Raw genomic sequence first — 12,560 nt, 5'->3', positions numbered from 1 at the left:
CCCGGGTCGAATTGCCCTACGGGTCATGCCTTTCGCCGCGACATTTCCCGTGGCATTCGCTATTGAGGCGGCAGTGGAGGCGCCCGAGCAGTTCCCCCGTGGTCTGATCTTCAAGTTCACGGGCGGACTCAAGGACTTGTGAAAGCTCCGATTGACGCATCTGCCGATGGCCGATCTCTTTTATCAAAGGGAGATTGGCTAGCGCGATGTGATGCCCGCCGCGCAGCGCCGCTCCCAAAAACCCAACAGCAACCAGCAAGTCGGCCACCAGGTGGTGTTTGCATGATTCTGCCACCGTGCAGGCCAGCTGCAATGCACGGCGCACTGTCAACATGATCTTCTCGGGGCAATGGATGGCATTTTCAACTGCTTCCCGGAGCTGGTTTGCATCGCCGTTGCGGCGGGCCTCGACAAGGGCTTTGTAAGCCTCGACATCGCTTTTCATGAGTCTTGAAAAATCGCCCGACAGCTCGGAAATTTCCTGCAACATTTGCCGCCAGTCGTCCACGGATTCGCCGGCGCCTCGATTGCGCGCGTGTTCCAGCCGGACAATTTTTTCCAGCAGAGCGAGGCCGAGCGATCCTCCGTAGGCGGCGGCGGCCCCGCCTCCAGGATCGGGCTGCGGTTCGGCCAATCGCTCCAGAAAGGATTTGTTCATTGTTTTGCAACCTCACCCTTTGGGTTTCAAGCTGTGCATCAAGGTGACTCTTGACTTTGTAGCATAAGATTTTACCTTTTGTCCCTGTTACGCCAAAGAAAACAATTCCTCGGAGCAACGGATTGATAGTATAAGGCAAAATGGAAAACGAGCGTACCCCTGGCTGTGGGTGGAAATTTTCCGCTGTATCCTCTATGGTTTTGGTGCAAGGATAATTCGGCTGCCGAATTTTTTGGCTGATGCGCGACAACGAGTGTGATCCTGAGGCTGCATTATGGAGCGTGCCCCGCAACATCTGGTAGAAGCCTTATCACCCTGGCATCCCAATATTTTTGCCCTGGGCGTGTTTGCATCCATCGTATTGGTTCTGATGGGGGTCATTCTTTTTCTGACCAGCCGGCTCGGTGTGAAGCAGGAGAGTTGTGAGAAGCTCAGGCCCTACGAGAGTGGGGTTATCCCCACCGGGTCTGGACGTTTCAACTATCCGGTACCGTTCTATCTGGTGGCGGTCTTTTTTTTGATCTTCGATGTCGAAGCGGCATTCATCTTTTCCTGGGCAGTGGCCTTCCACGAGCTGGGATGGCAGGGCTGGCTGAGAATATCAGTTTTCATAATCATTTTGCTGATCAGTCTGTTCTATGTATGGCGCAAGGGGGGACTGGAGTGGGGACCATCGAGGGGCAGAAACTAGCAGCGTCTGCAGGTCCGGCGCCCAGTATGGCCGATACCGTCATCAACTGGGCGCGCAAGAACAGCGTGTGGCCGTTTTTTTTTGGATTGTCGTGTTGTTTCATCGAAATGTCCACAGCCTTCACTTCCCGCTACGACATTGCCCGCTTCGGCTCGGAAGTGTTCCGGGCATCACCGCGGCAGGCGGATTTGCTGATCACTTCGGGGACGATTTTCAAAAAGATGGCCCCGTCTATTGTCAGGCTGTATGAACAGATGTCCGAGCCCAAATGGGTGATGTCCATGGGCTCCTGCTCCAACTGCGGCGGGATGTACGACGTGTACAGCGTTGTTCAAGGGGTGGATCAAATCCTCCCTGTCGATGTTTACGTGCCGGGCTGCCCTCCACGTCCTGAAGCGCTGTTGCAGGGTCTTGTACTGCTGCAGCATAAAATCGTGGCCGAGGAGAGACCGTCGCGTGCGGTTTTCCATCTCGGCGGTGGAAGCCAGGGCACCACCAGGCCCATCCTCGCAGACGGGAAGACAAAATCCCGCGATACCCGTGGGCCGGGATATGACGGGACGGCGTTCAGGGGAACCTCGGTCATTCCTCCCAGGTTTTGGGGAAGCCGATCCGATGTGATGTGGACTCCACCGGCCAGGCGAATTGAGCTGTCGGAAGCCGACCAGTCGCTGGCCGGGGTTCTTGCCAAGCGCTTTGGCGATGCCGTCGCCCAGGTCCCAGAAACATCGGACATGATCACCTTTACAGTAAGGCAGGAGCGTGTCAAAGAGGTTTTGCGGTATTTGAAAAATGAGGCGGCGCCCAGGTTTCTGAGGCTCGAGGATGTCACTGCCATCGATGAATCGGCCCGGCGCGCCCGTCGTCCCTACAGAGATCCGACCAACAGCGGCGCCGGCGACTGCGCGGCAGTGGCGCGCCACGTGGAAGATGGTGCTGATTTCACACTGGTGTACCACCTGCTCAGTTTCGAGAATGTCAGCCGCATTCGACTGAAAGTGCCCCTCGGCAACGATGCGGCCGCCGTGACAAGCATCACCGACCTGTGGCCTTGCGCCAACTGGTATGAGCGGGAAGTATTCGACATGTTCGGGATACACTTTGCCGGGCATCCGCATTTGCGCCGCCTGATCATGCCGCACGACTGGCCCGGCCATCCACTGCTGAAGTCCCACCCCGGTCGAGCGACCGACATGCCGCCCTATGCCTTGGAGGATGCACGCATTCATCAACCTTTGGATGCGGCGGCTCATCTGCGTGGACGCAACATCGATCAAGAGCTCATTCTCAATTACGGCCCTCACCATTTCGGCACTCACGGCGTCTGCCGCTTTATCCTGGCCCTGTCGGGTGAAGAGATCACTGACATGGACATCGATATAGGCTATCACCACCGCGGCGCGGAAAAAATAGGAGAACGCCAGTCCTGGCACCAGTTTATCCCTTACACGGATCGCGTCGATTATCTCAGTGGGGTGGCCAACAACCTGGCCTATCTCAGTTCCGTCGAACTGCTGGCGGGGATCCGTGTGCCGGACAGAGCGCAATACATCCGCGTAATGCTCTCCGAGTTGTTCCGGCTCAGCAATCATCTCCTGTGGTTGGGGACGTTTGTTCACGATATCGGCATGATGAGCGCCACCTTCTACACTTTCCGGGAGCGCGAAATGGTGCTCGATATTATTGAGCACATAACAGGGGGTCGGCTGCATCCGGCCTGGTTTCGCATCGGCGGGGTGGCGGCCGACCTGCCCGAGGGGTGGAAGGAGCCGATCGATCAGTTGGTGCGCATTTTTCCCGGCCGTATCAAAGAGTACGAAGCCCTGTTCAACCGCAATCCCATCTTTAAAGCCCGCACCAGGGGTGTCGGCTGTTTGTCGTTGCAGGATGCCATGGAGTGGGGAGTGACCGGGCCGAATCTGCGGGCGTCCGGGTTGGAGTGGGACTTGCGAAAGAAAATGCCGTACGCCGCTTATGCAGCTTTCGACTTCGATATCCCGACTGCCGATGGAGGCGATTGCTATGCGCGCTACCTTGTTCGGATCGAAGAGATGCGCCAGAGCCTGCGGATTATCCGGCAGGCAGCCGCCCAAATGCCTGCGGGCCGCTACATGACGGATGACTATCGCTATTGCCTGCCGCAGAAGGAGGATACGCTGAACGACATTGAAAGTTTGATTCATCATTTCATCAACTCCACCCGGGGTCCCAGGATACCGCGGGGGGAAGCCTACCACGCCGTCGAGATTGCGCACGGCGAGCAGGGCTACTACGTGGTCAGCGACGGACTCAACATGGCCTACCGCATGCGCATCAGGACCCCCGCCTTCGCCAATCTGCAGGCCGTACCGCTCATGACCGTGGGACGGACTATCCCGGATCTGGCGGCGGTTATCGGTTCGGTTGATTTCATCATGCCCGACGTGGATCGATAGGATTTTCTGGCCATGCTACCGGATCAGCTGAGGCAACATCTGCAGAAAGTCATATCGGAGGCGGAATACCCCCGGGAAAAGGCCATCGAGGTCATGTATGAGATTCAGAAACACTTTGGCTACATGAGCGATGCAGCGATGCAGGAGGCTGCCCGGTTGCTGACCATGGCTCCCGTGGAACTGGAGGAATTGGCGACCTTTTACGATTTTATTTTTCGCGAACCGGTCGGGAAATATGTCATTCAGATTTGTGACAGCGCCATGTGCTGGCTGGACGGCTATGAGTCCATCCTGGAGCATCTCTGCGCGCGACTGAACATAAGGCTTGGTGAAACGACATCCGACGGCCTGTTCACACTGCTGCCCGCCTGCTGCATCGGCTATTGCGACCGCTCCCCGGCAATGTTGATCAATCGCAGGGTGTATGGCCGCTTGACCGCTGAAAAAATTGACCGGATACTGGACCGGCTGAGGAGCCTTGCCGAATCCGTCCAGACCGATCAGGCGACGATGTCATGAGTGTACAGGTGCTCTTTCAAAACCGCCGGCCTGACCGAATCGCCACCCTCGACGAATATCGCCGGAGTGGCGGCTATACGGCCTTAAGCGGGATCCTCAGGGACAAGTCCCGCCGCGATGTCATCCAGCGCGTAACCGAGGCCAACCTGTTGGGACGCGGCGGTGCCGGTTTCCCCGCCGGTAAAAAGTGGTCGCTGGTTGCCGAGGATGCGCCTTTTCCTCGCTACATCGTGGTCAATTCAGACGAGATGGAACCGGGGACTTTTAAGGATCGGGTATTGATCCACACCGACCCGCACACCATCATCGAGGGCATCATCATCACCGGCTATGCCGTTTCCGCCCAAAAGGCGTTTGTTTTTGTGCGGCCTTCATACGAGACAAGCGCCGTAATCCTGGAGCAGGAAGTGGAAGCGGCCAGGCAGGCGGGATACCTGGGGAAGCATATCCTCGGCAGTGATTTCTCCTTTGAAATCGTTGTTCACCGAAGCGGCGGGCGATACATTTGCGGCGAAGGAACCGCCATTCTGAATGCCATCATGGGCAAACGCCCCAACCCGATGAAACCGCCTCCCTATCCGACGGTGAAAGGATTGTGGGGGCAGCCGACGGTGGTCAATAACATCGAAACCCTGGCCTTTGTCCCACACATCATCAGAAACGGCGCGGATTGGTTCAAAAACCTTGCAGCAACGGAAAACGGAGCCGGAACCAAACTTTATTGCATCAGCGGCAAGGTCAGGCAACCGGGTTGCATCGAGCTGCCCATCGGCACGCGACTGAGCGAAATCATTCAAGACCATTGTGGAGGAATGCTGGATGGCTCGCAATTTAAGGCCTGTCTTCCCGGAGGTGCTTCTACGCGCTACTTGACTCCAGAGCATTATGACGTGCCGATGGATTTTGACTCTCTCAAGGCCATTGGGCATCGGCTGGGAACCGCCGCCATCATGGTTTTTGATCACAAGACCTGTCTGGTTGGAGTTACGCTGAACCTCATACAGTTTTTCAGCAGGGAATCCTGTGGGTGGTGTACACCCTGCCGGGAAGGTTTGCCGTATATTCAGGACTTGCTGTGGCGGATCGAAAACGGGGAGGGCAGAGAAGAATACATTCCCCGACTGGAAACTATGGCCAAGCACATGTGGAATGCCTATTGTGCGCTTGCGCCGGGAGCCGCTTCACCGGTGGAGAGCTTGCTGACATTTTTTGAAGATGAGGTGCGCGAGCATATCAGTCAACGGAAATGTCCGTTCAGGTAACGGAGGAGAGAAGGCGGGAGACTATAATGCACAGCCATGGAAGCTACACTTCCATGCCGAATTCGGAATGCTGACTCCTGACGTGAAGAGAGTTTCATGCCCCGGTTGACGATTGATGATATCGAGATAGAAGTTCCGCACGGAACCAAAGTGATTGATGCTGCCGAACGTCTCGGCATTATGATCCCCCGTTTTTGCTATCACAGGGGGCTGGGGTCGGTCGGCGCCTGCCGTATGTGTGCTGTCAAATTTCTGCAGGGACCGTTCAAGGGCCTGCAGATGAGCTGTATGATCGATGCGCAGGATGGCATGGTGATTTCAACCACCGATGCAGAGGCCCTGGATTTTCGCAGACATGTCATAGAGTGGCTCATGCTTAACCATCCTCATGACTGCCCCGTATGTGATGAGGGCGGACACTGCCTGCTGCAGGATATGACCGTTTCCGGCGGCCATGGAATGCGCCGGTTTTCCGGGGAAAAGAGAACCTATCGAGACCAGTATTTGGGGGAGCTGGTTCAGCACGAGATGAACCGTTGCATTCACTGCTACCGTTGCGTTCGCTTCTACCGCGAATTCGCCGGCTACCGCGATCTCGGTGCGCTGCAGATTGCGCAGAAGGTCTATTTTGGCCGCCTTGCCGACGGTCCCCTGGAAAGCCCTTTTGCCGGCAACCTGGTGGATCTCTGTCCAACCGGGGTTTACACCGATAAGCCGGCACGATTCCGCGCCAGAAGATGGGACCTGGAGCGCGGGCCATCCCTGTGCATCCATTGCTCCCTGGGCTGTAATACCGTCGCCGGAGCCCGCTATCGCGAAGTCCTTCGGCAGGAGGCGCGCCTCAATGAAGAGGTGAACGGCTATTTCATCTGCGACTTGGGGAGATACGGGTTTGCCTATGCCGGTCATCCTGAGCGTCCACGGTCGCCCCGGATCGGTTCGCAGGCAGTCGGCTGGCAGGAGGCCGTGGCCGTTGCCTGCGACAGGCTGGCCAGGTTGGGGCCACGGTCCATCGCGTGTTTGAGCTCGGCCAGGGCCAGCGTCGAGACGCTGGGTACGCTCAAGTATTTGAGCAAAAGGGTAGGAAGCGATCATTTTGTTTGCTTTTACGATGCCGCCGTCAAATTCAAGATGGGTGAAATCGTTTCAAAACTGGACGGGCGCACGGCCGTTTCCCTGCGCGACATCGAAAAGGCGGACTTGCTCATCGGGGTAGGGGCGGACCCCATTAACGCAGCGCCCATGCTCGCCCTGGCCATGCGACAGGCGCAGCGCGCCGGGGCGAAGGTGGTGATGATGGATCCTCGTCCGCTCTTTCTGCCATGCGATTTTGAACATCTCTCCGTTTCCCCCGAGCTCTTTGATGTTTGCCTGAGCGCACTGGTCAAATCCACCTTCGACCGGGAGCGGGTGGGCAAACATGGGGAAGCTGCCGTCACACTGTATGACCGGATGCTCTCATGTGACCCCTTGGACGCATCCGTTCAAGCAAGACTGGAGCCGTTGATTGCGGTTGTCGAAGGGTGTAGGAGGCCAATCATCATCTGTGGCAGTGACATTGCTCCGGCGAGTAGCGTGTCCTTTGCCGCCGATGTGGCGCTGCTGATGGGTGAGGTTAAGGATCAGAGCGGAGTTTTTTATGTTTTGCCCGGAGCCAATGCATATGGTGCCGCCCTGTTTGATGCCGCCAATGGCTCCTCATTTGAAAGTGTTGTGCAGGAAATCGAAGATGGGGCCATAAAGGCGCTGATCGTTGCCGAAAGTGATCCGTTCCGTTATGTCGCGGATCGGGACCGGCTGCAGCGGGCGCTTAACAAACTTGAGCTGTTGCTGGTATTGGACTACCTTCCCTCTGAAACCGTGCGCAAGGCTCATATCTTTTTGCCCACGAGAGCCATTTTTGAAACCCGTTCGAGTTTTATCAATCAGGAAGGGCGTCTGCAGGTTGCCGAAAAAATCCACTCTCCCGGCACTCCCATCTGGCAGGTGAGCAACAAAGGCCATCCTCCGAGGCTTTATGGAACAGGCATCTGCGGGGGTGAACCCAGGGCTGCCTGGCGAGTGCTGCAGCAAATTGCCCACACACTGGTTCATTCGCAAAATGAGATTAGCGAGAATGATCCATGGCCCGTTATTGGCGGAGAATGCGCGGTTCTTGCCCGGCACCACCAACACAATGGGCCGCTCCATGGGCTTCGCATCATTCCTCAAACGAGCACTGCCGCGTTTTTTGACGGCGACCTGGATCTCCAGCCAAAGCAGCCGATGGATGGGCACTTGACCTTGTTGCCGGTCGTCTCGACCTTTGCTACCGAGGAGCTGGCTTCCTATTCGGAGATTATTCAGAGGGTGATCGGGTCTCCCTGCGCTTACCTGCACTCGGATGACGCTGAACGGTGCGGTCTGCTGGACTGTGATCGAATCAGGATAGCGGTGGACGACGGTTTTTTGGAAATTGACCTGACGGTGTCAGACAAGATGGCCAGGGGGTTTCTCATCTTGCCGCGGCACAGCCGTTTCGAGTGGCAAAAGCTGCACTGTTTTGCGCAAGGTTTGCCGGTGGAAAAGATAGGGAATTGTACACCCTGACCGGGATTTGAGTCATGTGGTTTTTGGGATTTGTTCTGCTGCTGCTAAAAACCGCCATTGTGCTGACGATTTTGCTTGGCCTGGCGGCCTACCTGATACTCGTGGAGCGAAAACTCCTCGGCCGTTTCCAAATTCGGTTCGGTCCCAACCGGGCAGGCCCTTTTGGCATTTGGCAGCCGATTGCCGATGGCATCAAGATGATTTTAAAGGAGGACACCATCCCTCAGGGCGCCGACCGTGTGGTCTTCAAGTATGCCCCCGCTGTCGTTGCGACCGTTGCCATTTTGATCGCTGCGGTCATTCCTTTTTCCAGGGATGCGATCCTGTGGGGTTATGACATCCCCATGGTGATCTCTGACCTCAATGTCGGTCTGCTCTACGTGCTGGCTCTTTCCTCTTTGAGTGTGTATGGCGTTGCACTGGGCGGCTGGGCGTCCAACTCAAAATACAGCCTGTTGGGGGGGATTCGGGGGGCGGCCCAGATGGTCAGCTATGAGCTTCCGTTGGGTTTGTCCCTGGTACCGGTGGTGATGCTGGCGGGATCCTTCAGCTTGGTTGACATTGTCAATGCTCAGGCCTGCTATCCCTTTGTGGTGGTTCAGCCGATTGCCTTTGTTATTTTTCTCATAGCCGCCGTTGCCGAATCGAAGCGTTTGCCGTTTGATCTTCCGGAAGCCGAGAATGAATTGAATGCGGGCTACCATACAGAATTCAGCGGTATGCGGTTTGCCCTCTATTTTATTGGTGAATACGTGCACATGATGGTGCTCGGTGCCCTGGTGGCAGTCTTTTTTCTGGGCGGATGGCGTGGCCCGTGGCTGCCTCCTGTGGTTTGGTTGGTATTGAAAGCGCTCATGGTTCCGTTTTTCTTGATCTGGACCAGAGCAACACTTCCACGGTTGCGCTACGATCAACTCATGCATTTTGGGTGGAAACTGCTGATACCCATTGCTCTGCTCAACATACTGGCAACCGGTGCTGTGATGCTGTGGCTGCGTGGGTGAAAATCGAGGATAGGCACAAATGGCGGGGAACGAGGTGAACATTTTGAGGGCGTTTTATGAGGGAGTCGCTGGCTTGGCCAGTGCCTATCGGATCACGTTGAAGCATTTGTTTCGAAAACCCATTACCGAACAGTATCCGGAATACAAAAGGCCGCTTCCCGCGCGCAGTCGAGCCAGAATAATTCTTACCAGGGATGCGGATGGCGATGAGCGCTGCGTTGCCTGTTTCCTCTGTTCCGCTGTTTGTCCGGTCAGCTGCATTTCCATGGAATCAGGCGAAAGGGAGGATGGACGACGCTATGCTCAGTGGTTTCGCATCAACTTTGCCCGCTGTATCTATTGCGGCTTTTGTGAGGAGGCGTGCCCGACCCTGGCGATTCAGCTGACTCCCGACTTTGAGTTCTGCCAGCGGGATATTCTTAAGTTAGTTTATGAGAAAGAAGATTTGCTGGTGGATCATGGCGGCAAGAACGCCGAGTACGATTTCTACAAACATGCCGGAGTGGCCGTTAAAGGGGATAAAGGGACCCATTACCAGGAGGCAGCGCCGGTTAACATCAAGACCAACCTGCCTTAGCACGCACTCTACAGCCTTTTTTGCACAAAACATAGAGGTTGGCGCACATGACACTCCATGGTCTCATCTTCTACTTGCTGGCATCGGTCATACTGGCTTCGACCGGGATGGCCATCACTCGGCGCAACCTGGTTCACGCGGTGCTCTATCTGGTGTTTTCCTTTATTGGCAGCGCACTGCTGTTCTGCCTTTTTGGAGCGCCGTTCTTGGCTCTGCTGCAAGTCATTATTTACGCCGGCGCCATAATGGTGGTGTTTTTGTTCATCGTGATGATGGTTAAACCGGATTTGTCGGAGGGGACGGTGCTCCCGCTGCGCCAGTTGCTGCCTATGGTTTTGTTCGGGTTCATGTACGCAGTCGTGGGTGTTCTGGTTGCGGTAACAGATCCCGCCGGCCGCGCCGTGCTCGAGACGGCGGTGGCAAAACCGACGGAATTCGGGCATTATGTTTTTGCCAGGCACTATCTGGCGGTTGAAATCATTTCGTTAATCCTGCTGATCGGTCTGATGGGGGCGCTGCATCTCGGCAGAGAAAAAGTCCCGAAGGAACCCGAGGAGCCATCATGATTGTTCCCTTTGGTCATGTCATTGTGTTGGCCGGCGCACTGTTTCTGCTCGGCATCACCTGCGCCGTTTGTCGACGCAACCTGATCATGGTGGTGCTTGGTGTTGAGATCATGTTGAATGCCGCCTCCATCATTTTTTTGGCCGGCGCGTTGCGCTGGTTCAGTATGGAAGGGCAGGTATTCGTTGTGATGGTGCTGGCCATTGCTGCTACCGAGGTGGCCATCGGACTGGCGCTGATCGTCTACGCTTACAGGCGCACCGGATCGGTCGATCCGATCAACTTCAATTGCTTGAATGAGCAACCGACTGGTTCCCAGCTGGCTGGTTTTATTCGAGAATAATCGCGAGAGCAGGTATGGCCTCATGCTGGATCGAAAATAGCACGCTGCTAACGGCCATTGTGGGAACATGGGCGCCGTTTGTCACGTTTGTGCTCATCATGCTCTTCACCCGGCATCGCCCGAAGACCTCGGCCGGGTTGTCCCTGGCATCGGCAACGGTTTCCCTGGCCTCCGCCTTAGTGCTTCTGGGAGGTCACTGGAACCTGCAACGGCCCCTCGAGTACACCGGCAGGTGGCTGGTTTCCGGCGATATTTATATTCCCTTCGGCTATCTTCTGGATCCGGTCAGCCTGCTCATGCTGACGGTGGTGGCCATTATCGGCTTTCTGGTGCAGTTCTATTCTCTCGGCTATATGGCCGGCGATCCGGGTTTTTCCCGCTACTTTGCGCTCATGTCCCTGTTCCTCTGGTCCATGATGTGTTTGACCATTTCACCGACCCTGTTTCAATTGTACATTTTTTGGGAACTGGTGGGCCTGTCCTCATACTTTCTCATCGGCTTCTGGTACGAAAAGTTCAGTGCCGGCCAGGCCGGCAAAAAAGCTTTTGTCATGACACGGCTTGGCGATGTGGCGATGTTTTTGGGCGTCTTGCTGATTTTGCTTCATCTGGGAAACCTCAATATCCTGGAAATTGACAGTCCCAAGATTGTTGGGCTCATGCCCCCGGAAATGCTCACGCTGGCAGCGCTCCTGATTTTCGGGGGAATTATCGGCAAGAGTGCCCAATTCCCACTGCTCACATGGTTGCCCGATGCCATGCAGGGACCTTCACCGGTGAGCGCCCTGCTGCATTCCTCGACCATGGTGGCGGCGGGGGTGTACCTGTTTGAAAGACTCTTCCCCTTTTTCCTTTTTTCTTCAACGGCAACCACGGTGGGTCTGGCCATCGGCACCATCAGCATGCTTTTGGCCTCCACCATGGCCATGGTCAGCAGAGACATCAAGCAAATCTGGGCCTATTCCACTATAAGCCAGCTGGGATTTATGCTGATGGGCCTCGACGCCGGCGGACTTTTCGCGGGGGCTTTTCACCTGACCACCCACGCCGCGTTCAAAGCTTTGCTGTTCCTCTGTGCCGGGGTTTTCATCCACCAGTATGGAACCAACGATATTTACGACCTCGCCGCAAAGGGCACGCGCCGAATGCGTGTGCCAATGCTCTGCACCATCATTGGGGCGGGAGCACTGGCCGGATTGCCGCCGCTGTCCGGGTTTTTCAGCAAGGAAGTGATCCTTGCAAAGCTGGCCGGTCTGCCCAACCCCATCTGGTTGGTGGCTGCTCTGCTGGGAGTTTTCCTGACGGCCTACTATGCGTTTCGGCCCATATTCATCATGCTCTTCCCGCCATCGCTTCCGGCCGCCAACGCTTCCAACGCCGCTCCAGAGGGAACCCGGCATCGGCTGCTTTACCGGATCATGGTCGGACCTCTTGTCATTTTGGCGGGTGCCACCGTTGCCCTGGGTTTCCTGCAAACGCCGCTGAGAAATTTCCTGGCGGGACAATATACGGGTCTGACCACAGCGGGGGGAGCTCACTTGGGTTGGCTGCCCTACGTGACGTCCCTTCTGGCGACCGGTGGTGTGGCGCTGACTTGGTGGGAATTCGGTCGACCGGGCGCCAGGCAGACAGGCTTTGTGGATGGTATCCCGGTTATTGCACGGTTCTTTGCCGAGCGCTGGTACCTTGACCGCCTGTACCGGGCGATCCTGGACCATGCAGTGGATCGGGGCATTTCCGCTGTGCTGGCGCAAAATGATACCCGCGTGATCGACGGCAGCATTGACGGCATAAGCCGTGGTACGGTCCTGGCCGGCCGATTGGCGGCTCTGATTAACGCAGGGATGATCCAGTACAGATTGCTGATGATCTTTGCGGCGACAGTACTGCTCTCACTCTATTTCTTTTTCTAGAAGGG

At 56.2% G+C, this 12,560-nt stretch carries 11 protein-coding genes; 10 read left to right on the top strand and 1 reads right to left on the bottom strand.

The annotated features are described in order from the left end of the window. Positions 1-16 precede the first annotated feature (16 nt). The gene (locus tag K1V27_RS01405; RefSeq protein WP_258927732.1) at positions 17-658 is read right to left on the bottom strand and encodes a cyclodeaminase/cyclohydrolase family protein; all 642 of its coding nucleotides are present in this window, start codon (positions 656-658) and stop codon (positions 17-19) included. 274 nt (positions 659-932) lie between these two features. Between K1V27_RS01405 and K1V27_RS01400 the strand changes: the two genes are divergently transcribed. The 10 genes from K1V27_RS01400 to K1V27_RS01350 all read left to right on the top strand — a co-directional run bounded on the left by K1V27_RS01400 (position 933) and on the right by K1V27_RS01350 (position 12,555). After that, positions 933-1,349, top strand: a complete 417-nt coding sequence (locus K1V27_RS01400; RefSeq protein ID WP_258927731.1) for an NADH-quinone oxidoreductase subunit A — start codon at positions 933-935, stop codon at positions 1,347-1,349. Positions 1,350-1,375: 26 nt separating this feature from the next. Continuing rightward, positions 1,376-3,784 carry an NADH dehydrogenase (quinone) subunit D gene (gene nuoD, locus K1V27_RS01390; RefSeq protein WP_353740507.1) on the top strand — a complete coding sequence of 803 codons (2,409 nt, stop codon included), beginning with the start codon at positions 1,376-1,378 and terminating at the stop codon, positions 3,782-3,784. A gap of 12 nt (positions 3,785-3,796) precedes the next feature. Beyond that, the gene (gene nuoE / locus K1V27_RS01385; RefSeq protein WP_258927730.1) at positions 3,797-4,303 is read left to right on the top strand and encodes an NADH-quinone oxidoreductase subunit NuoE; all 507 of its coding nucleotides are present in this window, start codon (positions 3,797-3,799) and stop codon (positions 4,301-4,303) included. After that, complete coding sequence (locus K1V27_RS01380; protein WP_258927729.1) at positions 4,300-5,565, top strand: complex I 51 kDa subunit family protein; 1,266 nt, start codon at positions 4,300-4,302, stop codon at positions 5,563-5,565. The genes nuoE and K1V27_RS01380 overlap by 4 nt, the downstream gene beginning before the upstream one ends. 96 nt (positions 5,566-5,661) lie before the next feature. Then, positions 5,662-8,154: an NADH-quinone oxidoreductase subunit NuoG gene (gene nuoG / locus K1V27_RS01375; RefSeq protein ID WP_258927728.1), complete on the top strand. Its 2,493-nt coding sequence runs from the start codon at positions 5,662-5,664 to the stop codon at positions 8,152-8,154. 14 nt (positions 8,155-8,168) lie between these two features. Then, positions 8,169-9,158 carry an NADH-quinone oxidoreductase subunit NuoH gene (gene nuoH, locus K1V27_RS01370; RefSeq protein ID WP_258927727.1) on the top strand — a complete coding sequence of 330 codons (990 nt, stop codon included), beginning with the start codon at positions 8,169-8,171 and terminating at the stop codon, positions 9,156-9,158. Between the two features lie 19 nt (positions 9,159-9,177). Further along, positions 9,178-9,735 carry an NADH-quinone oxidoreductase subunit NuoI gene (nuoI, locus tag K1V27_RS01365; RefSeq protein WP_258927726.1) on the top strand — a complete coding sequence of 186 codons (558 nt, stop codon included), beginning with the start codon at positions 9,178-9,180 and terminating at the stop codon, positions 9,733-9,735. A 47-nt stretch (positions 9,736-9,782) separates the two neighbouring features. Beyond that, positions 9,783-10,301 carry an NADH-quinone oxidoreductase subunit J family protein gene (locus tag K1V27_RS01360; RefSeq protein WP_258927725.1) on the top strand — a complete coding sequence of 173 codons (519 nt, stop codon included), beginning with the start codon at positions 9,783-9,785 and terminating at the stop codon, positions 10,299-10,301. Further along, positions 10,298-10,642: an NADH-quinone oxidoreductase subunit NuoK gene (nuoK, locus tag K1V27_RS01355; protein WP_258927724.1), complete on the top strand. Its 345-nt coding sequence runs from the start codon at positions 10,298-10,300 to the stop codon at positions 10,640-10,642. Before K1V27_RS01360 ends, nuoK begins: the two co-directional genes overlap by 4 nt. Before the next feature lie 14 nt (positions 10,643-10,656). Continuing rightward, positions 10,657-12,555: an NADH-quinone oxidoreductase subunit 5 family protein gene (locus K1V27_RS01350; protein WP_258927723.1), complete on the top strand. Its 1,899-nt coding sequence runs from the start codon at positions 10,657-10,659 to the stop codon at positions 12,553-12,555. The last annotated feature ends 5 nt before the right edge of the window (positions 12,556-12,560 follow it).

This window comes from Desulfoferrobacter suflitae (assembly GCF_022603395.1).
In the GTDB taxonomy this organism is placed as follows: domain Bacteria; phylum Desulfobacterota; class Syntrophobacteria; order Syntrophobacterales; family Syntrophobacteraceae; genus Desulfoferrobacter; species Desulfoferrobacter suflitae.
This window is presented reverse-complemented; position numbering and strand designations above follow the sequence as displayed.